This is a genomic window from Acinetobacter sp. G18 (assembly GCF_052660225.1).
In genome coordinates this window covers 3,287,318-3,310,604 of sequence record NZ_CP109658.1, presented here as the reverse complement: position 1 = coordinate 3,310,604, position 23,287 = coordinate 3,287,318, and the positions used below count along the sequence as shown (strand labels likewise).

Genomic DNA, 23,287 nt, shown 5'->3' with positions numbered 1-23,287 from the left:
TTAAACCACGAGGTTAACCAATTTGTTTGGAACCACAATTTCTTTTTTGGTTGGTCCTGTTAAGAACTGTTGAACTTCTGGTAATGCTTTAGCCTGAGCTAATAAGTCATCTTTAGAAATATCGACAGAAACTTCAAGTTTACCGCGAAGTTTACCATTTACTTGTACAACAATCGTTTGGGTATTACGTGTTAATGCAGAAGCATCAACCTCAGGGAAGATTGCTGCTGTTAAGTCCGTACCAAACTGAGTCAATAAAGTTTGACTTAAATGCGGTGCAAATGGAGCAAGTAACGTTAACAATGTTGTGATTGCTTCACGTTCTACAGCAACATCATTGTCATCTTTTGCTTCAAACTTGTTGCTTGCGTTTAACAATTCCATCAAAGCAGCAATTGCAGTATTGAATGCATGACGACGTTCAATATCATCACTTACTTTTTGAATCGTTTCGTGAGTCTTACGACGTAAATCTTGAGCATCTTTAGACAAGTTTGCTGTATCGATTGCAGTTGCAGCGTTTCCTTTTTCAAGGAAACTTGCTACAAGACGCCATACACGTTTCAAGAAACGGTTAGCACCTTCAACACCTGCATCAGACCATTCTAAAGATTGATCTGGTGGAGCAGCAAACATCATGAATACACGTGCGGTATCTGCGCCGTATTGGTCAATAATTGCTTGTGGGTCAATACCGTTATTTTTCGACTTAGACATTTTTTCTTGTCCGCCGATAATCACTTCTTGACCGTCACCTGAATATTTTGCAGAAAGAATACGACCTTTCTCATCACGTTCTAATTCGATGTCAGCAGGGTTGAACCAAGTTTTCTTACCATTTTCTGCTTCACGATAGAATGTATCTGCAAGCACCATGCCTTGAGTTAACAAGTTAGTAAATGGCTCATTACCTTGTACAACGCCTTCATCACGCATTAATTTGTGGAAGAAACGTGCATAAAGTAAGTGAAGAATCGCGTGTTCAACACCACCAATATATTGGTTTACAGGAAGCCAGTTTTGAGCAGCTTCAGGTTTCACCATACCGCCAGTGAAGTCAGGAGACGCATAACGTGCGTAGTACCAAGATGACTCTACGAATGTATCCAATGTATCTGTTTCACGACGTGCATCGCCACCACAGCAAGGACATTTCGTTTCATAGAATTCAGGCATTTTATTAAGCGGGTTACCTGAACCATCTGGAACAACGTCAGTTGGTAATACAACTGGAAGTTGGTCTTCTGGAACTGTGACTTGACCACAAGTATCACAGTTAATCATTGGAATTGGACAACCCCAGTAACGTTGACGAGAAACACCCCAGTCACGTAAACGGAATTGAACTTTAGAGTTTGCTAAACCTTGTGGTTCTAATTTCGCAAGGAATGCGTCAAACGCAGCTTGGAATTCTAAACCATCAAACTCGCCAGAGTTAACAAGTTTACCTTCTTTAGAACCGTACCATTCTTGCCACTCAGTTGCAGAGTAGTCTGCATCGTCAGCGCCTTTGGCATCAATCACTTGCTTAATTGGTAAGCTGAACTTATTCGCAAATTCAAAGTCACGTTCGTCATGTGCTGGTACAGCCATCACTGCGCCAGAACCATAAGACATTAATACGTAGTTTGCGATCCAGACAGGAAGCTGTTCACCAGTTACAGGGTGTTTTACAAACAAGCCTGTTGCCATGCCTTTTTTCTCGGCTGTTGCCAAGTCAGCTTCTGCAACTGAACCCATGCGGCATTCTTCAATAAATGCAGCCAATTCAGGGTTGTTTTCAGCAGCTTTAAGCGCAAGAGGGTGTTCTGCTGCAACAGCAACATATGTCACGCCCATCAGCGTGTCAGCACGTGTTGTATAAACAGTTAAGCCGTCAGCATAAATTTCGGTATTGGCAGATGGGAAAGTAATTTCCATACCAGTAGAGCGACCAATCCAGTTACGTTGCATGGTCAACACTTGTTGAGGCCAGCCGTCTTGTAAAGTGTCTAGGTCGTCTAATAATTCTTGTGCATAGTCTGTAATACGGAAGTAGTACATTGGAATATCGCGTTTTTCAACCAATGCACCAGAACGCCAACCGCGACCATTTTCAACTTGTTCGTTAGCTAAAACTGTTTGGTCAACCGGGTCCCAGTTTACTGTTGAAAGTTTACGGTAGATTAAGCCTTTTTTATAAAGTTGAACGAACAACCATTGTTCCCAGTGATAGTATTCTGGTGTACAAGTTGCAAATTCACGGTCCCAATCTACAGATAGACCTAATTTTTTTAATTGGTCACGCATGTAAGCGATGTTTTCAAATGTCCATTTTGCCGGAGCAACTTTATGGGCAATTGCAGCGTTTTCCGCAGGTAAACCAAATGCGTCCCAACCCATTGGTTGTAGCACGGTTTCGCCTTTTAGACGATAAAAACGGCTAATTACGTCGCCAATTGTATAGTTACGCACATGACCCATGTGCAGTTTGCCACTTGGGTAAGGGAACATTGACAGGATGTAACGATGTTTACCTTCGACAGTGTCGGCAACTTTAAAGACTTTACGATTTTCCCAATCTTGTTGGACTGATGGTTCAATCGTGTTTGCTTGATATTCTGGGTCAATGTGAGAAATAGTCATAGACGTAAGCTATACAACGAAAATTGAAATGAAAGATTGCTGCACAGCATAGCGCAAAATACAGGAAAATGTCAGTTTTTAGATCACGATTTTATCTTTTAATATGAGCTATAAAAATTTCCCAACTCATTCTTCTTTATTTTAAATCATGGAAGAGTGGTGAAAGCATTCACCACTCTTCTTTTACTTAACGTGGTGCTGTAGCAGATGGAGCCGGTGCCGCAGGTGGAGCTGCTGCTACGGTTGTATTTTTTTCCTGTACTGCGTTAGCTGCTGGTACTGCTTTATCTGTTTTATCTTGAGTTTGTTGTTCTGGGGCTGGTGTCGAATTCTTTACAGGTGGCTGGGTGCCATAAGTCGAAACTGTGTTCAAATGTTTCGCGCCTTTAGGCGGTGGTGTCGTGGTGTAGTGTGTCGAGCCACTTTTATCTACCCATTTGTAATATTGCTCTGCCTGACTCTGACTTGAGCAAACTAAAATCGCTGTTGCGACTGCTGTATATAAGCTTGTTTTTAAATAAGATAAGTTCATATTAGATGTTCCCCAAAAAATACTGACTATATTTAAATAAAGTTCATAAATAAGCAATTTAGAATGAGTGGTTTTATATCAAAAAGAGTGTTTTTTATATAAATAATGGGGCAGGGTGATCAAATTTACGATTCGATATTAGATTAAAAAAACGTCAGCTAGTTTTTTTTATGGAAAAACCTTTCCTTTAATCTTGACTTTAGTGAATTAAACAACAAAAATGCTTTCTTTAGTTTTATATGCGATTATTTGATCACCCTTCGAATAACCGTCATGTTTTGTAATAGACATTCTCTCTAGCCGAGAGATTGATTTTACTAAAGTATGTATATCCAGACATGCTTTATTAATGTTAAAAAAGCTTATACGGCTGAAAAACAGAAATTTTTCTATTGCAACGAAAACTAGACAATATGTGTGCTATAACAGTGCAGACAATTCAATGAATGAAACACTATTTGTGCCTTCCATAAATAGTGATAAAGAATTTAGGGTGAATCACGTTGGAACTTTTATCTGGTGGTGAAATGCTCGTTCGTGCTCTTGCGGACGAAGGCGTTGAACATGTTTTTGGTTATCCAGGCGGCGCTGTATTACATATTTATGATGCGCTATTTCAACAAGACAAAATCAATCATTACCTCGTACGTCATGAACAAGCTGCTGGTCATATGGCAGATGCTTACTCACGTGCTACAGGTAAGACTGGCGTAGTACTGGTCACTTCAGGACCTGGCGCAACCAATACAGTAACTCCAATTGCAACAGCTTATATGGACTCAATCCCAATGGTGATTTTGTCTGGCCAAGTTGCATCACATCTTATTGGTGAAGACGCTTTCCAAGAAACTGATATGGTCGGTATTTCACGTCCTATCGTGAAGCACAGTTTCCAAGTTCGTCACGCAAGTGAAATTCCTGCAATTATCAAAAAAGCATTTTATATCGCATCAAGTGGTCGCCCTGGCCCAGTTGTAGTCGATATTCCTAAAGATGCGACGAATCCAGCAGAAAAGTTTGCATACGAATATCCTGAAAAAGTGAAGATGCGTTCTTATCAACCACCTTCACGTGGTCACTCTGGTCAAATTCGTAAAGCGATTGATGAACTTTTAAGTGCAAAGCGCCCTATCATTTATACGGGTGGTGGTGTTGTTCAAGGTAATGCATCAGCATTATTAACTGAACTCGCTCATTTATTAGGTTATCCAGTAACTAACACGCTTATGGGCCTTGGTGGCTTCCCGGGCGACGATCCACAGTTCGTGGGTATGTTAGGTATGCATGGTACTTATGAAGCAAATATGACAATGCATAATGCTGATGTCATTCTTGCGGTAGGTGCTCGTTTTGATGACCGAGTAACTAATAATCCTGCAAAATTCTGTTTAAATGCCAAAGTTATTCATATTGATATTGACCCGGCAAGCATTTCAAAAACAATTATGGCGCACATTCCAATTGTAGGGGCAGTTGAGCCTGTACTTCAGGAAATGTTGACCCAGTTGAAACAATTGAATGTGTCTAAGCCAAACCCTGAAGCGATTGCTGCATGGTGGGATCAAATTAATGAATGGCGTAAAGTTCATGGCTTGAAGTTTGAAACACCGACTGATGGCACAATGAAGCCTCAGCAAGTTGTTGAAGCTTTATATAAAGTAACGAATGGTGATGCCATCATTACTTCAGACGTTGGTCAGCATCAAATGTTTGGTGCGTTGTACTACAAGTACAAACGTCCACGTCAATGGATCAACTCTGGTGGTCTTGGCACCATGGGTGTTGGTTTACCTTATGCCATGGCTGCGAAGCTTGCTTTCCCAGATCAACAAGTTGTTTGTATTACGGGTGAAGCTTCAATTCAAATGTGTATTCAAGAGCTTTCAACTTGTAAGCAATACGGCATGAATGTGAAAATCTTATGCTTGAATAACCGTGCTTTAGGTATGGTTAAACAGTGGCAAGATATGAACTACGAAGGCCGTCACTCAAGCTCATATGTTGAATCATTGCCTGATTTTGGCAAGTTAATGGAAGCTTATGGCCATGTTGGTATTCAAATTGATCATGCTGATGAATTAGAGTCAAAGCTAGCTGAAGCAATGGCGATTAATGATAAATGTGTATTCATCAACGTTATGGTTGATCGCACAGAACATGTATATCCAATGTTGATCGCAGGTCAGTCCATGAAGGATATGTGGTTAGGTAAAGGGGAGCGTACATAATGAGACATATTATTTCTGTACTCGTTGAAAACGAAGCTGGTGCGCTTTCTCGTTTGGTGGGTTTATTCAGTCAACGTAACTACAACATTGAGACGTTGAATGTTGCTCCAACCGAAGATCCTACGTTATCACGTTTAACGTTAACCACTTATGGTGATGACCATAAAATTGAACAGATTACGAAGCAACTCAACAAACTTGTTGAAGTTGTAAAAGTAGTAGATTTATCAGAAGGTTCACACATTGAGCGTGAACTGATGTTGATTAAAGTAAAAGCGTTAGGTGCTTCACGTGCTGAAATTAAGCGTACAGCGGATATTTTCCGCGCGCAAATTGTAGACGTGACATCAACAACCTATACCATTCAAATAGCAGGGACAACTGAAAAATTAGATGGTTTTATTGATGCGCTTTCAGAAAACACCATTCTAGAAGTCGTTCGTTCAGGGGTATCTGGTATCGCCCGTGGCGAAAAAGTTTTAGCCATTTAATTTTTTAAAAAGTATTTTAGCGGAGAACACAAATGCAAATTTTTTACGACAAAGACTGTGACTTATCAATCATCCAAGGCAAGAAAGTAGCGATTATTGGTTACGGTTCTCAAGGTCATGCACATGCACTTAACCTTAAAGACTCAGGCGTAGACGTAACTGTAGGTTTACGTGCTGGTTCAGCTTCTTGGAAGAAAGCTGAAAATGCGGGTCTTAAAGTTGCTGAAGTTCCAGCAGCGGTTAAGCAAGCTGACCTCGTAATGATTTTGACTCCAGATGAATTCCAATCTCAACTTTACCGTGACGTGATTGAGCCAAACATCAAAGAAGGCGCGACTTTAGCATTTGCTCATGGTTTCTCTGTTCTATATAACCAAGTTGTTCCACGTAAAGACTTAGACGTAATCATGGTTGCGCCTAAAGCTCCTGGTCACACAGTACGTTCAGAATTCCAACGTGGTTCAGGTGTTCCTGACTTAATCGCAATTCACCAAGACGCTTCTGGTAATGCGCGTAACGTTGCACTTTCTTATGCTTCTGGCGTAGGTGGTGGTCGTACAGGTATTATCGAAACTTCATTCCGTGAAGAAACTGAAACTGACTTATTCGGTGAGCAAGCAGTTCTTTGTGGTGGTGCAGTTGAACTTGTTAAAATGGGCTTCGAAACTTTAGTTGAAGCTGGTTATGCTCCTGAAATGGCTTACTTCGAGTGCTTACACGAACTTAAGTTAATTGTTGACTTGATGTTCGAAGGCGGTATCGCTGACATGAACTACTCAGTGTCTAACAACGCTGAATATGGTGAATACGTAACTGGCGTTGAAGTAATTAACGAACAATCTCGTGAAGCAATGCGTAATGCATTAAAACGTATTCAATCTGGTGAATACGCGAAGATGTTCATTCAAGAAGGTGCGTTGAACTACCCATCTATGACAGCTCGTCGTCGTCAAAATGCTGCACACGGCATTGAAGTAACTGGTAATAAGTTACGTGCGATGATGCCTTGGATTCAAGCAAACAAAATCGTAGATAAAGAGAAAAACTAAGTCTCTTTTCTAGTGTTTCTAAAAACCCTGCTTAATGCAGGGTTTTTTATTTTAATTCAGCTAAAAACCAAGCTTAAAAAATCATCATCAAGGTCAGCTGACCTAGACTCAAGAAATCCTATATTTTTCATATAATTGGATGCTTAATTTTTGTTTAGTTTATTGATTTCTAAAGTAAAAAATACTTGACCAAATGTTAGATAATGTTATTGTTTATAACTGACTAAAAAAGTCAAATTTACTAATATTTCTTTAACGTGTTTAATTGTATTTTGTGCAATGAATTGAACAAAATAAAAAAAAGTATTGAATAATCATGGAAGTCCAGTATGGGTCATGTTGATTACGATAGCACATTGATCGTCGGCTCTTTTATTGCGGCTGGCGTTATTTGCTATATTGTGATTTCCATGGAGCAGTTAATATTTAAGCAAGCTTATAGAAAAGTTGAGCCTCTTATTTTAATACTGAATGGTTTATTGCTCGGAGCAGCCATTAGTATTATTCATATTGTTGGTATGAATGCTTACCACATATTTGAAACTTCAGCCTCGAATGTTCCATTAATTACACTTTCTTACGGTATTAGTGCCTTACTTTCGTGTATCTCAATTTGGCTGACTTCTCGTTATACCTTACCTTTAGTGAGACTGATTTTAAGCTCAGTCATTATGGGAATTGGTATTTCCGCTTCGTACTATGTGAGTATGTTGGGTTGGAATATCGATCTTTATAAGAAAGATTACACCTCATTCTTAATTCTATTTTCTGTATTAATTGCCATGAGTGGCTCGGGCTTGGCTTTCTTACTAGCCTATAAGTTAAAAGAAAGTGACCGTAATCGCGTAAGTTTAAAACTAGCTTTTGCAGTCATGATGACTTTAAGCATTATGGGAATGCACTATACGGCACTTATTGCGACAAATATTACCGATAAATTTGTAAGCCAGTATCAGGCTGAACATGATTTGCTGCTGTTTACCATTATTTTAGTCACCTGTTTGGTGCTGGTCGCGAGTTTTATTGTTGCTGTACTGGAACAACGACTCAATCAGCGCAATTTAGAACTCCGAAAAGCCAATAAAGAACTCGCCAATCTTTCCATTCAAGACAATCTAACTAAGCTACCAAACAGACTATATTTAGTTGACTACGCCGAAGTTCTCCTTTCAGACCATCGTTATAAAGACCAAAAAATTGCTTTTCTTTATATAGACTTAGATCGTTTTAAATCGGTGAATGATGCATTTGGACATCATATTGGAGATCAACTCCTTATTCAGATGGCGAACCGTTTACATTGGCAGCTTAGTGAAAAATGCAAGTTGCTGAGAATTGGTGGTGATGAGTTTTTATTAATAGCTGAAAATACTGATACTGATGGAGCTGTGTATTTAGCTGAAAAAGTATTGCAGCTCATTCAAGAAAGCTATCAAATTTCCGGTAAAGAAATTAACATTTCAGCGAGTCTTGGTATCGCACTGTTTCCTGAACATGGGCAAAATGTTCAAGACTTACTTATGAATGCCGATGCAGCAATGCTGATGTCTAAAGAGCAAGGCCGCAACACTTATACCGTCTTTAGTTATTCTACTCATCAACAAGAAACAAGAAGTCAGTCAAAACTGATCAACGATTTATATAAAGCAGTCGACGAAAAGCAATTTGTTCTTTATTACCAGCCGAAGTTTAATACCAATCTTGAAATTTGTGGGGTAGAGGCGCTTATTCGCTGGAATCACCCAACGTTGGGTATGCTTACACCACACATGTTTATTGGCGGTGCAGAAAAGACAGGTTTAATTATTCCAATGGGATATTGGGCGCTTGAACAAGCTTGCCAGCAAATTCAGGAATGGGAACGCAATAATACTCATTTTTATCCAGTTGCAGTCAATTTATCTGCCTTACAGTTTGAAAATAAAAAGCTCTTTAGTACCCTCGAAAGTCTGTTAAAAAAATACCAAATTAAGCCTCATCACCTTACTGTTGAAATTACCGAATCAACAGCAATGCGACATATCGACTTAAGCATTCGTGCTTGTGAGCGACTACGTGATATGGGTATTCGAGTGGCCATTGATGACTTTGGAACAGGGCACTCAAGCTTCTTATATTTAAAAGATTTACCAGTCGATGAGCTTAAAATTGACCGTGGTTTTATTGTCGATTTAAAACCGGGTTCAAAAGAAGAAGTTATTTTAGAAAGTATTATTCACTTGGCGAAAAAGTTAGGTTTAACCGTAACAGCCGAAGGGGTAGAAACTCAGCAGCAAGTTGAAATTTTAACGCGTTTAGGCTGTCAGCAGTTCCAAGGTTATTTGTTGGGTATGCCTGTAAATGTAGGGCAACTGATCCAGTCACAAGGCGCTCATTTTGTTTAATCTCGACATTAGCTTAAAATTAAAAAATACTTGTATATATAATATCTAAAATAATAATTTAGTTAATCTAATGAAAAACAATAAGAAATTTAAAATCTTGGCATAAATTCCACATTGACACTTCTAAACTCTCAGATTATCCTTTGCCTGCTGGCCTACATTGCCAGCCGGTTGTCGCAGACCGATTAGTAAAGGCATCAGATTATTCCCTCTGAGGAGTAGTCTTGTGTGTAAATCGTCCCTCGCTCGTTGCGGTAGGACGAGTGAGGGACACCTTCGGGTGTGCTGATTCTTTACTATCAGTCTGCGAACCCTTGCTCGTTCTGCTACCATAATTCTAAATTCATGCTTTGGCAGAACTCCAAATATAAGGAGTTGGCTATGCATACTTTTTTTATACCACCAGATTAGTCTTTAACAAGGTTTGATTACTTTTGAGTTTTCAGACTCTAGTTCGTCACGACTAAAAAATCATATGAACAATAAAACTTGAGATGCGTTAGGGCCATCTTTGGGGCCTTTGCATGCTTTTTTTGCCTAAAGCAAAAGTTGCAGCCGTTTCTCTCATTTAGACACAACAACAAATTAATTTATAACGGTACATATATGCCATATTCAGATCTCTCATTTCGCGCGTTGAGTGCCCTGCATAAATGTCGCTACCTTTTTAGTCAACATGGTTTTCACAATGTTGGTGTCGATCGTCTTGCGAGAGAGGCAGAGGTCCCGAAAGCCTCATTTTATAACTATTTCCACTCTAAACAGCGGCTAGTTGAAATGTGCCTAAACTTTCAAAAAGATGCCTTAAAAGAGCAAGTACACTCAATCATTTACATACAAAAAGATTTAGCATTACGTGAAAAGCTCAAGAAGATTTTCTTTTTACATACCAATTTAAATGGCAACTATTACTTATTATTTAGAGCTATTTTTGAAATTGAAAAAATCTACCCAACAGCTTATCAAGTGGTGGTGCAGTATAGATATTGGCTCATTAAGGAAATCTGTAATTTGCTTTTAACCCTAAAGAAAGAAGCCACCCAACAAGATGCTTATATGTTTTTGTTTGTAATGGATGGGGCGATTATGCAATTACTCGATGCAAACAGGGGAGATACGCGAGATATGTTACTGGTGTATATTTTAAAGAGTATTTTTATGAGTGATTAATTAATTAAAATAAATAAGCTTACCTAACACTATATTTTTATTAAGGAATATTTAAAGGATTAAAGTTAAGGCCGTTATGTAGCAAGTACATATTGGCCTAATTTATATTGATTAAGAGAAGAAGCAAGTCTGCTTATATAAATAAACTAAATTATTAAGTTTATTTAAGCAGCTGCACATCTCAGAGTTGTTTCGAGTTCAATTAGTTTGTTTATATAAGACCATGTTTCTTCAGGGTTAATTTCTGGTTTATTAATGGTGGCATCAATAATAAGTCCATCTATAATATTAAGAAAAAGGCTACTTAGAACTTTTGGATCTTCAATTTCTAAATCTGAAAATATTTCAAAAACTACATTGTAAATCCAGTTTCGGTATTTATTAACTTGAACTTTAACAGATGGATACATTTGTAGTACTTCAATGGTCGCTTTTTTAAATAAGCATCCATTAAAATCTTCAGTATTAATCCAGTCGATATACCAATTAAAAACACTTTTAAGTTTATTTAATGGGTTGTTTACACTGTTAACTTTGTCTAATAAAGACGCCTGAACCTCTAAAATCCGTCGTTGAAGACATTCTTCAATTAAAATCTCTTTAGAAGAGAAGTACTTATAGAACGTCATTTTTGCAACATTGGATTCAGCAATAATTTTGTCAATACCAATAGAGGTATAACTTTTTTGATTAAAAAGGGTCATTGCTGTTGTTATAATCGTTTCTCTTTTTGACATTGGTTGCCCCGTCATAGATATTTTTTGATTAACTTTGCTATTGTAAAGTATGAAAGCTTAAATAAAACTTATTTTATGATATTTAAAAAATCATATTTATTCAATAGTTTGGTTTATTTTAAAAATTATGAATTTTTATATTTTATTGGCAATAGTTTACTTTTTTAAATAATATTAATTAATCCATTGATTTGTTGAGATAATGAACATAATATCGGATCGTTAAGTATGGGTATACGGAATTTATCCTTTTAGCAAATGAGTGCAAAATGGAAATAGAGGGATGACCCACAGCTTAACTATAAGAAAAACTTTTTATTGAGAATGATTATGTCAAAAAAATTTGAAGACTTTGATAATCCAAGACAAAAAGCATTACAAGGTATGAAAAACAGTATTTCTGCCCAGCAGTGGGAAGAAAACTTACAATTTCTCAAACAGTTAAGGAATAGAATTGCACATTTACCAGTAAGTCATCATCCAGCCATTGAAATATTAAATAACGGTTATCTTGATAAACAAACCCTGACACGTATTCATTTAGAATATCGTCATGCCATCGTACAAATTTTTACTGATGCTTTATTACAGGCGCAGTTTCTCACGAAGCAATTGGAACCAAAGCTTCACTCTGGCGCTAAAATGTTTCCTAGGGTGTTATTAAGCTTAAATATATTGGATGAATTCGGTTTTAGACCGGGTTTAGGTAAAGATAATTATTATTTAGGGAATCCTGAATATGCACATTATCCTTTATATGAAGATTTATTGAATGATTATGGTTTGACTGAGGCAGACCGCCGTAATTATAAACCTTCTAAAATTTCAGATCAGGTAAGAACATTCTTAGAAGATTCTTATGATAGCTATATGAAAGTTGTGGCTTTATTGGCCGTAGCAGAAGAAGAAGTCATTCTTTTTAGCCCACCATTAAGACAAGCAACCAAGTTTGTAAATATTGATGTTGAGGGTGGGGGATATTATCACGTACATGGTGTTTCAACAGATGAAACGGCTGAAGCTGCTGATGATGACCATCAAGATGACTTGTGGTTTGCATTAGCACAAGCGATTGCTCCAAGTGACTATGAAAGTTTAACAAAACTATGTCTTGATTATTGTGCATTGTGGACTGAATTTTGGGATGCCCAAATTGCCGATGTTCAATTTATTGAGGAAAAGAAATTGGCATAAGTTTCTAAGTTTATTCATAAAAAGCCTGTTTATATTGAACAGGCTTTTTTAATGGTGAATGCTATGAGTTCTTTAGGACTTCACGAAAAATATTCCCGACATGAAAACACGGGTAGACAACTCAACAATCTCTAAACAGTACCTATAAATCTGCTACAATTACGCCAATTTTTATTTTGATCGACTTTAGATCTTTGGCACTGCAATCTCCGCAGTAGGTGTATTTCATGAGTTTTAAAGATGAGTTAGCGGCACAGGTCGCTCAACGACGCACATTTGCTATTATTTCCCACCCCGATGCCGGTAAAACCACTATGACAGAAAAACTGTTGTTATGGGGTAAAGCGATTCAGGTTGCAGGGATGGTAAAAAGCCGTAAATCTGACCGTGCAGCTACATCTGACTGGATGGAAATGGAAAAAGAACGTGGTATTTCGATTACCACGTCTGTTATGCAGTTCCCATATAAAGGTCACACGATTAACTTACTCGATACACCAGGGCACGAAGACTTCTCGGAAGATACTTATCGTACGCTTACCGCGGTTGACTCTGCACTCATGGTAATTGACGGTGCAAAAGGTGTCGAAGAGCGTACCATCAAATTGATGGAAGTGTGTCGTATGCGTGACACACCAATTATTTCTTTCGTCAACAAAATGGACCGCGAAATTCGTGAGCCACTTGAGTTGTTAGACGAAATCGAAAACGTTTTAAACATTCGTTGTGTACCAATTACATGGCCACTTGGTATGGGTCGTGACTTTGCTGGTGTATACAATATTCTTGAAAATAAATTGTATGTGTATAAAGCAGGTTTTGGTTCAACGATTACAGATATTGAAGTGCGTGATGGTTATGACCATGCCGATATTCGTGAAAAAGTAGGTGAGTTAGCTTGGGCTTCATTTGAAGAGTCGCTTGAGCTTGTACAAATGGCAAATGAGCCATTAGACCGCGAGCTTTTCTTACAAGGTAAACAAACACCTGTTCTATTTGGTACAGCATTAGGTAACTTTGGTGTTGACCACGTTCTAGATGCATTTATGCACTGGGCACCTGAACCTAAAGCTCACCCAACGCAAGAGCGTGTGGTTGAAGCGAAAGAAGAAGGTTTCTCTGGTTTTGTATTTAAAATCCAAGCCAACATGGACCCTAAACACCGTGACCGTATTGCGTTCATGCGTATTTGTTCAGGTAAATACGAGAAAGGCCTGAAAATGAACCACGTGCGTATTGGTAAAGAAGTTCGCATTAGTGATGCGTTGACTTTCTTGGCTGGTGAGCGTGAGCATTTAGAAGAAGCATGGCCGGGGGATATTATTGGTTTACATAACCACGGTACAATCCAGATTGGTGATACTTTCACTAGTGGCGAAAACTTGCACTTCACTGGTATTCCACACTTCGCGCCAGAAATGTTCCGCCGTGTACGTTTGAAAGACCCATTAAAGTCAAAACAGTTGCAAAAAGGTTTGAAAGAGTTGTCTGAAGAAGGTGCAACTCAGGTGTTTATGCCGCAAATTAGCAATGATTTGATTGTGGGTGCAGTTGGTGTGCTTCAGTTCGACGTCGTTGCTTACCGCTTGAAAGAAGAATATAAAGTTGACTGTGTTTACGAGCCAGTAAGTGTAAATACTGTGCGTTGGATTCATTGTGATGATGACAAGATTCTTAATGAGTTCAAGAAAAAAGCACACGACCAGCTTTCAATTGATGGTGGCGGTCACTTAACGTATCTTGCTCCAAGCCGAGTGAATTTGCAGATTATGCAAGAGCGTTGGCCTGACATTCAGTTCCGTAACACTCGTGAACACTAATCATGTAAACATAACAAACAGCTTCGAATAGAAGCTGTTTTGTTTTGAAAAATAAGAAAGGATGATGAAATGAATTTGAGTAAAAAAGCAATTATTGTACTTGTAGTTGCAGCCATAGCATTAATTTCTGCTATTTCTGCATTTGTCTGGAAGGGTACTCAGTCCTCATCATCCTCTCAAAAAAATGTAGCTTCTGCTAAAGATCACTCTGCTGAGAAAGCAGAGGTACTACCTTATTTAAATTTGACCGAAACCAAGGCAAATTATGCAGTGCCTTTTTGTGAAAAGAAAAACTGTATTGATGTCGATATTCAAACGATAAAAACTCAAGATACTTGGTTAAATAGCTGGATTGAAAAAAATCAGGCGAAAGTCATTCAGACTCAAATTGATTTGAAAAAAGATTTGAGCTTGCAACAAGCAGTAGATGCTTACGTCAAAAAGTCTGATGAATGGCAAGATAAATATTCTAAAAACCGTGCCTATGAGTTACACATTCATACGCGCATTGCTTCGCAGCGTAATCAGTATGTTTTATTGCAATTAGGTTTGGATAGTAAACAGGAAGAAGTCACGATAAAAGATCGTTATTATTTTTTTGTGGCTGACCGTAAATTACATAAAAGTTTAACTTTGCTTGATGTACTTCAAAAAGACCAACAAACCACTGTGCATCAAATTGTGCAAACTGCTTATCAAGACTGGCTCAAAAAGCAAAGCGCTGACGTCAAAAAAGACGCTCCAAAAACCTTATATTGGGGACAAGCAGACTGGTTCTTTGATGGTGAAGGTGTAGGTTTGCATTATCAGGCAAATCAGATTACCAAAGATGCTCCTCAGTTCGATATTTATTTAACGACAGAGCAAACTAAAAAAATATTACAACCTGAGGTTTATGAACAAATGTTCTAAGTTGGTAGCAGAATTTGCAACCTACTTATAGATGCGCTAACTTCATATCAGTTATGCATAATCTTCTCAGAATAAAGGCAAAATATGATGTTAACTTCTAAGGCCTCGTTCCGTTTAACGCTACTTGCTTCTGCGTTATTTTTAGTGGCATGTCAGCCTAAAAGTGATCCTAAAGAATCGGAAGATCAGCAAAAACCCGCAGTGGTTGAGCAAAAGCCAGTAGAGCTGACTTTAAAAGGGGAAACAGTTCCTAGTAAGGTGATTTTGCCAGACTGTAGTGGTAAAACTTGCCCAGACTTTAGAGTAGAGCGCCTGCAAAGTAACTATCCTTTCATTGATAAGATTATTGACCAACAAGTTTTAAAAGCACTTGGTCAGATTCTTGAAATTGCGAAGCCAGATCAAAAAGCAGAAAAAACTGATAAAAATACAGAGGCCTCTGCAGTTGCTGCTGCTAACCAACAAGATAGTTTTGATGTTGAAGTTCAGCGCTATGCAAATTCATTTGTTGGCTTAGACAACGAATTAAAAGCGCTAAGTAATAATCATCAAATTAACCTTTTAGTGAAACCTAAAATTATACAGTCACAAGGTAAAGTGGTAACCGTTGTCGTCAATAGCAGTAGCTATTTAGGTGGTGCACATGGTTCGGCAGCACAGCAATATTATAATTTTGATTTAAAAGAACAAAAGCACATCAAACTTGAAGACTTATTACGCCCGCAGAAAAAAGCAGCTTTAGAAAAGTTAGCACATGAAGTATTTAAAGCTTGGGTGACCGACTCAAAGCTTGCCAATAGTGTGAGTGAATATGAACAAGCTTGGCCATTTAAACTTACCGAGAACTTCTTGTTAGGTGATCAGGGCTTGATTCTTCAATATGGTGAGTACGAAATTGGGCCTTACGTAGTTGGGTTGCCTCGTTTAGTCATTCCATATGACCAATTACAAGATGTGTTGAAAGAAGAATATTTGCCACAGCCTAAAGCCAAACCAGCTTCGGCTCCCGTTGCAAAAAGTGCTAACTAATGCGTTTGTTTGATACCCATACCCATTTTGATGTTGCCGATTTTGATGAAGATCGGCAACAGTTAGCACTCGATGCTAAAAAAGTGGGTGTAGATGCTTTGGTGTTAATTGGCTTTTTGCAGTCACGCTTTGATGAATTATTGCAAACCCATCACCAGCTTAAGCAGTGGGATAATGTACCGACTTCTTATTTAGCACCGGGGTTGCATCCATTTTATATCGAGCAGCACAGGTCAGAGCATCTTTCTCATCTTGAACAAATTTTACAGCAAGAAGAGTGTGTAGCCGTAGGTGAAATTGGCTTAGATACTTTCTTGAAAGAACATAAGCAGCCCGATATATATGCTAAGCAAAAGCAGTATTTTGCTGACCAGTTAGAACTGGCAACGCAATACCAAAAACCAGTGCTGCTTCATATTCGAAAAGCACATGGCGATGTGCTTGCATTATTAAAAGCGCATAAGTTTAAATTGGGCGGAATTGCACATGCCTTTAGTGGTGGTGTAGAAGAGGCAAAAGGGCTAATTAAACTCGGTTTTAAAATTGGTGTAACGGGGCAAGTGACTAACCCAAATGCGAAAAAGCTTCATACCGTTGTGCAAGCTATAGGTGCCGAGCATTTGGTAATAGAAACGGACTGTCCGGATATGACACCACTTTGCTGTCAAACCTCTGCTGAGCAGCGTACTCGCAATACTCCTGTAAACTTACCGTTTGTACTCAAAAGTTTGGCCGAAAATTTAAATATGGCTGAGTCAGATTTAGCCGAAAAACTGTGGAAAAACTCTCTATCTGCTTTGAAATTATCGTAATAAAAATCAAAGATTAAAAATATTAACTAAAACAAAACACAGCGATTAGAAAAGAAGCTTAAAGTAAGAAAACAACATGTAAAAACGTGAAAAATAACATTGCCAGACATGGGAGGATAACCCAATGGCTAAGTATAGCAATATCAATAGTTTTAATGCTCTACAGACGCTAACAGTAGGTTCCAGCAATTATCAGATTTTTAGCTTAAGCCAAGCCGAGAAAAAGCTAGGTGACATTGCCAAACTGCCGAAATCATTAAAAGTACTGTTGGAAAACTTATTACGGTTTGAAGATCAGCATAGCGTTAAAACAGAACACATTCATGCTTTAGCAGAGTGGTTAAAAACCCGTAGTTCAGATCAAGAAATTCAGTACCGACCTGCACGGGTTTTAATGCAGGATTTTACTGGTGTTCCGGCTGTGGTTGACTTGGCTGCCATGCGTGCAGCAATGGCACAAGCGGGTGGAGACCCTGAAAAAATTAATCCGTTATCCCCTGTAGACTTAGTCATTGACCACTCTGTGATGGTTGACCATTTTGCTGATGATCAGGCTTTTGAAGAAAACGTTCAAATTGAAATGCAACGTAATGGTGAGCGATATCAATTTTTGCGTTGGGGACAATCTGCATTTAATAACTTTAGTGTCGTGCCTCCGGGTACAGGTATTTGTCATCAGGTCAATTTAGAATATTTAGCTCAAGCGGTATGGCTCGGTGAAGATAACGGCCAAACTTTTGCTTTCCCTGACACCTTGGTCGGTACAGATTCGCATACCACGATGATTAATGGTTTAGGTGTATTGGGTTGGGGTGTTGGTGGTATTGAAGCAGAAGCTGCCATGCTCGGCCAACCTATTTCTATGCTTATTCCTGAGGTGATTGGTTTTAAACTCACAGGCAAATTACAAGAAGGGATTACAGCGACTGACTTGGTGCTCACTATTACTCAAATGCTTCGCCAAAAAGGTGTAGTGGGTAAATTTGTAGAATTTTATGGAGACGGTTTAGCCGACTTACCACTTGCTGACCGCGCAACTATTGCCAATATGGCACCTGAATATGGTGCGACTTGTGGTTTCTTCCCAATCGATGAAGTGACTTTGGGGTATTTGAAGCTTACTGGTCGTCAAAGTGACCGTATTGAATTGGTTGAAGCGTACAGCAAAGCTCAAGGCTTATGGCGTAATGCTGGCGATGAACCAGTTTTCACCGATACGTTAAGTTTAGATATGAGTACGGTTCAGGCAAGTCTAGCTGGTCCAAAACGCCCACAAGACCGTGTACTGTTGTCAGAAGTGCCTAAAACGTTTAATGCCTTAATGGAGTTAAATCTAAAGCCTGTAAAAGAAGCTAAAGAGCGTTTGGAAAATGAAGGCGGCGGTGGTACTGCTGTACAAGCGACCAAATCCAATATTCAGCATGAAAGCCCATCCTGTGTAATTGATGGAGAAAAGTATCCTTTAAATCATGGCGATGTCGTCATTTCAGCAATTACTTCATGTACCAATACTTCTAATCCAAGTGTCATGCTGGCAGCAGGTCTACTTGCTAAAAAAGCCATTGAAAAAGGCTTGCAGCGTAAACCATGGGTAAAAAGTTCACTTGCACCTGGCTCTAAAGTCGTGACGGACTATTTGTTGGCTGCTGGGCTCACGCCGTATTTAGATGAGTTGGGCTATAACTTGGTAGGATATGGTTGTACAACCTGTATTGGTAACTCAGGTCCACTACCCGAACCAGTTGAAGAAGCAATTCAATGCCATGATTTGAATGTTGCATCAGTACTTTCGGGTAACCGTAACTTTGAAGGGCGTGTACACCCATTAGTTAAAACAAACTGGCTTGCTTCGCCACCTTTGGTAGTTGCTTACGGTTTAGTTGGGAATATTCGTACTGACTTAACGACGCAACCCATCGGGGAAGGTAAAGATGGACAACCTGTTTACTTAAAAGATATCTGGCCAAGTCAGGCAGAAATTGATGAAGTGCTGCAAAAAGTAAATACCGACATGTTCCACAAAGAATATGCTGCAGTATTTGATGGTGATGAAAGTTGGCAAGCGATTCAGATTCCAAAAAGTAAAACTTACGAATGGGCTGATGACTCGACTTATATTCGCCATCCGCCGTTCTTTGAAGGAATTGGTGAACCGCCAAAACCGATTAAAAATATTGAACAGGCACGTATTTTGGCAGTGCTAGGTGACTCGGTAACGACCGACCATATTTCGCCAGCAGGTAATATCAAAAAAGACAGTCCGGCAGGCCGATATTTACAAGAACAAGGTGTTGAGCCAAAAGACTTCAACTCTTATGGTTCGCGACGTGGTAATCATGAAGTCATGATGCGAGGTACCTTTGCCAACATTCGTATTAAAAACGAAATGCTCGGCGGTGAAGAAGGCGGTAATACTATTCATGTACCAAGTGGTGAGAAGCTTGCCATTTATGATGCAGCAATGCGTTATCAACAAGAGCATACGCCGCTTGTGATTATTGCTGGTAAAGAATATGGAACGGGTTCTTCACGTGACTGGGCTGCCAAAGGAACGAACTTGTTAGGTGTAAAAGCCGTGATTGCCGAAAGCTTCGAGCGTATTCACCGTTCAAACTTGGTGGGTATGGGGGTGTTGCCACTCCAGTTTGTTGATGGACAAACCAGACAGTCCCTCAATTTAACTGGTCATGAGGTTATTTCAATTCGTGGTTTATCGGATGGTATTCAGCCCCATGAAATTCTTGAAGTTGATGTGAAAGGGCCAAATGGAGTAGCCAGCCATTTTAATGTGTTATGTCGAATTGATACGTTAAATGAGGTGGAGTACTTTAAGGCTGGTGGTATTTTGCATTATGTACTGCGGAATTTAATTGCTGGTTAATGTTGTCTTGAGATTAATACCAATCAATATTTTTATTGGTTGGTATTGGAAGAATTATCACGACGGGGTCCTCCCGTAAAAAAATTCTAATAGCAGTAGCTCATAACCCTACTTTTGTTTCGGCAAAAGTAGGCAAAACCATTGCCATTCACAGAACCTGTTCAATATTAATTAGCATCTTACGTTTTGCAAAAACAGTATCTTGTCGATGCTCGACAGGCTGTGAATGGCTTTGGCACCAATCAGATAGCTGGCTAGTGCCAAGTAGCAATTTGGTTTTGAAAAGCAGTAAAATACTCCTCGTGTTTTATATCCCCTCAAAGAGTAGCAATGACCGATCTCCAACAAGATGAATATGACCGCCGTTTTGCAGGTGTAGCCAAAATTTATGGTGATTCATCGTTCCAGCACTATGAGAAAAGTCATGTGATGGTGATTGGTATTGGTGGAGTTGGCAGTTGGGCGGTAGAGGCTTTAGCACGTACAGGTATTGGCGAGATCACGCTGGTAGATATGGACGTGGTTGCAGCATCAAATGTAAACCGTCAGCTACCTGCAATGTCATCTACGCTGGGCTGTGAAAAAGTTGAAATTATGGCGGAGCGTTGTCGTCAAATTAACCCGCGTATTAAAGTTAATATTATTGATGATTTCTTAACACCTGAAAATGTCACAGAGCTTTTAAACCCTGTACCAGACATTGTTTTGGACTGCATCGATGACGTTAAAGCAAAACTGGCTTTAATGCTTCATTGCCGTTTTAACAAAATACCTTTGATTGTGTCGGGCGGAGCGGGTGGTAAGCTTGATCCACTTAAAATTCGTGTGGCTGATTTATCAAAAACAGAACAAGACCCAATGTTAGCAAAGCTACGTAGTCAACTTCGTGCTCGCGGCATCTGCAAAAAGCCAAAAGAGAAATTTGGTATTACTTGTGTTTATTCAACTGATAATCCATTTTCTAGTGCAGACGTCTGCCCATCAGCTGGCCTGCGCTGTGGTGGTTATGGTTCAGCGGTAGTGGTGACTTCAAGTTTTGCCATGATTGCTGTGGCTGAAGTTTTGAAAAAGCTCGATTTAAAGAAAGCTTAATTTAAATATTGAAAAGGCATGCGCTTATATGAGTGCATGCCTTTTGTTTTGGGAAAAACTATTTAATCATATAACTCTATAGTGTCGTGTTTGGGCTGTGTTGGAAGCTGCTGATCGTAAAATTTAAAACACCATAAAAGTAGAACAACGACAGTAAAGATGGTGAAACCTTTAAAATACTTCATGAATAATTCAATCAAGTGAGTGGTCTTGATAAAATTCTAGCGAAGGCAATCTATCTAATCTAATATAGAAACTAGACCTAATAATCTAATTTTGAGATGGTAATGCTCACATTAAAACAATTCCAATATTTTATAAAAATTGTAGAAGAAGGGAGTTTTACTGCTGCTTCAGAAAAGCTCTTTATTGCTCAGTCTGCTTTAAGTCGACAAATGAAGCTATTAGAAGAAGAAATTGATTTTCAGTTATTTGATCGCACTGATAAGAAAGTAAAGCTTACAACGGCAGGAGAGGTCTTCTATAAAAAAATAAAAAATAATATGCACTATTTAAATGAAATTATTGGAGTTTCTAAGAATATTGCTGAAGGAAAAAATCGCCAGATTAAAATTGCTCACTCGAGCAGTATTATTATGGATGAGAGAAAGATTCATATATTAAAAGAAATTAGCTTAGCCAATCATATAAATTTTGAGATAAATACTTTGTCGTCTGAGCATCAAATTCTAGCGTTAATGAGTGGAGAAATTGATATTGGTTTGATCAGGCCACCAGTTCGGCACACTTTAGATGAGCTTAGTATTATTAAGCTATATGAAGAACCTTTAATGGTGGCTGTGCATGTTGATCATGCTAAATTTGCAAGTAAACAAGAGATTCAAGTCAAAGACCTAAAAGATGAGTATTTTGTTTCTACACCACATTCTAAACGAGGCGGTTTAAGTTATTTGGTTTCAAACTTGTGTGTAGGGGCTGGCTTCTGGCCTAAAGCAGCAATGATCCAATCACGTAAGTTAAGCCAATTACAGTTAGTCGCTGAAAATTTGGGTATTAGCATTGTTCCCAAAGAGTTTGGGGAAATACTGCCCAAAAATGTAAAATTGATTCCTCTAGAAAATAAGAATCTTTTATCTGAAGTGGTTTTAGCTTACAGAACAAACCAAAGCGATCTGATTCAACCTTATGTTGAGCAGATCTACCATCTGCTGCAAGTATGAGAGGAGATGGGTTTAACTTTATGCTGAAACAATTATTGTGCTCCAGTGTGCTCACTAATAGAAAATGTATATTCGGTATCACCTTCTAATTGACGCTCCTGAGATAGGATGTCCATTTTGGGGCGGTTATGCTGGTAAAATTCCAAATTGATACAACCACTATTGTTAACCTCATAGCGAATATAGTAACGATCGGGTTCTAGAAAAAATGTTGCTTCTTCAAATGAGTGCAAAGATAGAATTTTTTTCTTGTCGTGATAAATAACGGAGGGGCAATCTAGTAGTCCATTTAAATATTGTTTTCGTATCACATTGATCCGAGCTTTAGGAGTTGTGTCTTTTAATAAATATTGGGGCTGATAAATTCGTTTTTCAGGTACTTTTTTTAAAACCTCGTCAACGTTTGTATCTGAGGTAGCATGCGTCATAGTAAATGACGTGAGTAAGTAAAAGCTCAGCAGTATTTTTTTCATAAAGTTCTATCATTATTTTTGACGAGTACAATATGAAAATAAAGCAAAAATTAAGCCAAGCTGGATTTAAAGCATTTGTTTGATAAGATACTTAAAATGATTCAAGTGATTGAACATCTAGCTCTTAGGTAGCTTGCCCTAATCGGTAATAAGTATATGTAACGCTATCATCTTTATAGACGTCATAACTGCTTTGTTTAAAGTCAGAAACCCATTCACTGCCTGTGTAACCAGCAATATGCCCATAAACGTGATTGCGGGTTCTATGAATGATGTAAATGTCGCCTTCTTGTGGCTCATCAAAAGCTGGATCAATTTCTCTATAGCCGATCTTTTTCAGGGTATCACCCCAATCAGATGCTGCAATTGGATGGTTTTCAACATCGGCACCAGCAGACTCAAGTGCAAGACGAATGCTACGTGCACAACGAGCTTTACTGCGTCTAGAGGTAACACTTTCTAATTTTGCTACGAATTTTTCTACATCTATGGCTGGAGGGGTGTTGCTTTCAGTGCGGTGATTATTGGGTTTCATGGTGAAGGGATAAGGAAGGCTTGGTGTGCTGTGTGATACAACAATCGCTGCCTGATTTGAATCCTGATACATATAGTTATCAGCTACTTGTCCGTCATAAATAATCATCGTGAAATCTCTACCCGTACTACCTATATCCGTA

General features: G+C 38.7%; 19 protein-coding genes. 13 read left to right on the top strand and 6 right to left on the bottom strand.

Annotated features, from left to right (window positions below; translation table 11 throughout):
- Both leuS and NE363_RS15640 read right to left on the bottom strand, forming a co-directional pair.
- Nucleotides 1-2,625, bottom strand: coding sequence for a leucine--tRNA ligase (gene leuS / locus NE363_RS15645; protein WP_019458092.1), 2,625 nt, complete (start codon nucleotides 2,623-2,625; stop codon nucleotides 1-3).
- Nucleotides 2,626-2,812: 187 nt separating this feature from the next.
- Nucleotides 2,813-3,157: a DUF4124 domain-containing protein gene (locus NE363_RS15640; protein ID WP_445535419.1), complete on the bottom strand. Its 345-nt coding sequence runs from the start codon at nucleotides 3,155-3,157 to the stop codon at nucleotides 2,813-2,815.
- A 503-nt stretch (nucleotides 3,158-3,660) separates the two neighbouring features.
- Between NE363_RS15640 and NE363_RS15635 the strand changes: the two genes are divergently transcribed.
- From NE363_RS15635 to NE363_RS15615, 5 genes are all read left to right on the top strand, one after another.
- Nucleotides 3,661-5,385 carry an acetolactate synthase 3 large subunit gene (locus NE363_RS15635; protein ID WP_004698721.1) on the top strand — a complete coding sequence of 575 codons (1,725 nt, stop codon included), beginning with the start codon at nucleotides 3,661-3,663 and terminating at the stop codon, nucleotides 5,383-5,385.
- The gene (gene ilvN / locus NE363_RS15630) at nucleotides 5,385-5,876 is read left to right on the top strand and encodes an acetolactate synthase small subunit (RefSeq protein ID WP_004698718.1); all 492 of its coding nucleotides are present in this window, start codon (nucleotides 5,385-5,387) and stop codon (nucleotides 5,874-5,876) included. Before NE363_RS15635 ends, ilvN begins: the two co-directional genes overlap by 1 nt.
- A gap of 32 nt (nucleotides 5,877-5,908) precedes the next feature.
- Nucleotides 5,909-6,925: a ketol-acid reductoisomerase gene (gene ilvC / locus NE363_RS15625; RefSeq protein ID WP_004698717.1), complete on the top strand. Its 1,017-nt coding sequence runs from the start codon at nucleotides 5,909-5,911 to the stop codon at nucleotides 6,923-6,925.
- 329 nt (nucleotides 6,926-7,254) lie between these two features.
- Nucleotides 7,255-9,309 (top strand): bifunctional diguanylate cyclase/phosphodiesterase, encoded by a 2,055-nt coding sequence (locus tag NE363_RS15620; RefSeq protein WP_049065979.1) that lies wholly within the window; start codon nucleotides 7,255-7,257, stop codon nucleotides 9,307-9,309.
- Nucleotides 9,310-9,915: 606 nt separating this feature from the next.
- Nucleotides 9,916-10,479, top strand: coding sequence for a TetR/AcrR family transcriptional regulator (locus tag NE363_RS15615; RefSeq protein ID WP_445535418.1), 564 nt, complete (start codon nucleotides 9,916-9,918; stop codon nucleotides 10,477-10,479).
- A gap of 164 nt (nucleotides 10,480-10,643) precedes the next feature.
- On the opposite strand, the gene NE363_RS15610 is transcribed toward NE363_RS15615, so the two are convergent.
- Complete coding sequence (locus NE363_RS15610) at nucleotides 10,644-11,216, bottom strand: TetR/AcrR family transcriptional regulator (protein WP_025469055.1); 573 nt, start codon at nucleotides 11,214-11,216, stop codon at nucleotides 10,644-10,646.
- 330 nt (nucleotides 11,217-11,546) lie between these two features.
- On the opposite strand from NE363_RS15610, the gene NE363_RS15605 reads away from it, so the two are divergent.
- From NE363_RS15605 to NE363_RS15575, 7 genes are all read left to right on the top strand, one after another.
- Nucleotides 11,547-12,410 carry a hypothetical protein gene (locus tag NE363_RS15605; protein ID WP_445535417.1) on the top strand — a complete coding sequence of 288 codons (864 nt, stop codon included), beginning with the start codon at nucleotides 11,547-11,549 and terminating at the stop codon, nucleotides 12,408-12,410.
- 227 nt (nucleotides 12,411-12,637) lie between these two features.
- The gene (locus NE363_RS15600; RefSeq protein ID WP_004698705.1) at nucleotides 12,638-14,230 is read left to right on the top strand and encodes a peptide chain release factor 3; all 1,593 of its coding nucleotides are present in this window, start codon (nucleotides 12,638-12,640) and stop codon (nucleotides 14,228-14,230) included.
- 69 nt (nucleotides 14,231-14,299) lie between these two features.
- Complete coding sequence (locus tag NE363_RS15595) at nucleotides 14,300-15,142, top strand: hypothetical protein (RefSeq protein WP_445535416.1); 843 nt, start codon at nucleotides 14,300-14,302, stop codon at nucleotides 15,140-15,142.
- Between the two features lie 87 nt (nucleotides 15,143-15,229).
- On the top strand, nucleotides 15,230-16,171 hold the full coding sequence (locus NE363_RS15590) for an RsiV family protein (RefSeq protein WP_151761230.1): 942 nt from the start codon (nucleotides 15,230-15,232) through the stop codon (nucleotides 16,169-16,171).
- Complete coding sequence (locus NE363_RS15585) at nucleotides 16,171-16,983, top strand: TatD family hydrolase (protein WP_445535415.1); 813 nt, start codon at nucleotides 16,171-16,173, stop codon at nucleotides 16,981-16,983. Before NE363_RS15590 ends, NE363_RS15585 begins: the two co-directional genes overlap by 1 nt.
- A gap of 124 nt (nucleotides 16,984-17,107) precedes the next feature.
- The gene (gene acnA / locus NE363_RS15580; RefSeq protein WP_191000724.1) at nucleotides 17,108-19,864 is read left to right on the top strand and encodes an aconitate hydratase AcnA; all 2,757 of its coding nucleotides are present in this window, start codon (nucleotides 17,108-17,110) and stop codon (nucleotides 19,862-19,864) included.
- A 330-nt stretch (nucleotides 19,865-20,194) separates the two neighbouring features.
- Entirely contained in the window at nucleotides 20,195-20,956 is a 762-nt protein-coding gene (locus NE363_RS15575; RefSeq protein ID WP_077164465.1) for a tRNA threonylcarbamoyladenosine dehydratase, read from the top strand.
- A gap of 76 nt (nucleotides 20,957-21,032) precedes the next feature.
- Here the strand turns inward: NE363_RS15575 and NE363_RS15570 are convergent, their stop codons facing one another.
- Nucleotides 21,033-21,104, bottom strand: coding sequence for a hypothetical protein (locus NE363_RS15570; RefSeq protein WP_223848716.1), 72 nt, complete (start codon nucleotides 21,102-21,104; stop codon nucleotides 21,033-21,035).
- 133 nt (nucleotides 21,105-21,237) lie between these two features.
- Between NE363_RS15570 and NE363_RS15565 the strand changes: the two genes are divergently transcribed.
- A complete protein-coding gene (locus NE363_RS15565) occupies nucleotides 21,238-22,137 on the top strand; it encodes a LysR family transcriptional regulator (RefSeq protein WP_100191997.1) in 900 nt (299 codons plus the stop codon).
- A gap of 32 nt (nucleotides 22,138-22,169) precedes the next feature.
- Here the strand turns inward: NE363_RS15565 and NE363_RS15560 are convergent, their stop codons facing one another.
- The gene (locus NE363_RS15560) at nucleotides 22,170-22,565 is read right to left on the bottom strand and encodes a hypothetical protein (protein ID WP_081409801.1); all 396 of its coding nucleotides are present in this window, start codon (nucleotides 22,563-22,565) and stop codon (nucleotides 22,170-22,172) included.
- A 169-nt stretch (nucleotides 22,566-22,734) separates the two neighbouring features.
- A complete protein-coding gene (locus tag NE363_RS15555) occupies nucleotides 22,735-23,253 on the bottom strand; it encodes a hypothetical protein (RefSeq protein ID WP_100191996.1) in 519 nt (172 codons plus the stop codon).
- Between the last annotated feature and the right edge of the window lie 34 nt (nucleotides 23,254-23,287).

Bases quoted from the DNA above. Each gene is read 5' to 3' on its own strand.
- NE363_RS15620 (WP_049065979.1), top strand. From the start codon at position 7,255: ATGGGTCATGTTGATTACGATAGCACATTGATCGTCGGCTCTTTTATT.
- NE363_RS15590 (WP_151761230.1), top strand. From the start codon at position 15,230: ATGTTAACTTCTAAGGCCTCGTTCCGTTTAACGCTACTTGCTTCTGCG.
- NE363_RS15600 (WP_004698705.1), top strand. From the start codon at position 12,638: ATGAGTTTTAAAGATGAGTTAGCGGCACAGGTCGCTCAACGACGCACA.
- NE363_RS15585 (WP_445535415.1), top strand. From the start codon at position 16,171: ATGCGTTTGTTTGATACCCATACCCATTTTGATGTTGCCGATTTTGAT.
- NE363_RS15615 (WP_445535418.1), top strand. From the start codon at position 9,916: ATGCCATATTCAGATCTCTCATTTCGCGCGTTGAGTGCCCTGCATAAA.
- ilvC (WP_004698717.1), top strand. From the start codon at position 5,909: ATGCAAATTTTTTACGACAAAGACTGTGACTTATCAATCATCCAAGGC.
- ilvN (WP_004698718.1), top strand. From the start codon at position 5,385: ATGAGACATATTATTTCTGTACTCGTTGAAAACGAAGCTGGTGCGCTT.
- NE363_RS15560 (WP_081409801.1), bottom strand. From the start codon at position 22,565: ATGACGCATGCTACCTCAGATACAAACGTTGACGAGGTTTTAAAAAAA.
- NE363_RS15565 (WP_100191997.1), top strand. From the start codon at position 21,238: ATGGTAATGCTCACATTAAAACAATTCCAATATTTTATAAAAATTGTA.
- NE363_RS15640 (WP_445535419.1), bottom strand. From the start codon at position 3,157: ATGAACTTATCTTATTTAAAAACAAGCTTATATACAGCAGTCGCAACA.
- NE363_RS15595 (WP_445535416.1), top strand. From the start codon at position 14,300: ATGAATTTGAGTAAAAAAGCAATTATTGTACTTGTAGTTGCAGCCATA.
- acnA (WP_191000724.1), top strand. From the start codon at position 17,108: ATGGCTAAGTATAGCAATATCAATAGTTTTAATGCTCTACAGACGCTA.
- NE363_RS15610 (WP_025469055.1), bottom strand. From the start codon at position 11,216: ATGTCAAAAAGAGAAACGATTATAACAACAGCAATGACCCTTTTTAAT.
- NE363_RS15555 (WP_100191996.1), bottom strand. From the start codon at position 23,253: ATGATTATTTATGACGGACAAGTAGCTGATAACTATATGTATCAGGAT.
- NE363_RS15575 (WP_077164465.1), top strand. From the start codon at position 20,195: ATGACCGATCTCCAACAAGATGAATATGACCGCCGTTTTGCAGGTGTA.
- leuS (WP_019458092.1), bottom strand. From the start codon at position 2,625: ATGACTATTTCTCACATTGACCCAGAATATCAAGCAAACACGATTGAA.
- NE363_RS15605 (WP_445535417.1), top strand. From the start codon at position 11,547: ATGTCAAAAAAATTTGAAGACTTTGATAATCCAAGACAAAAAGCATTA.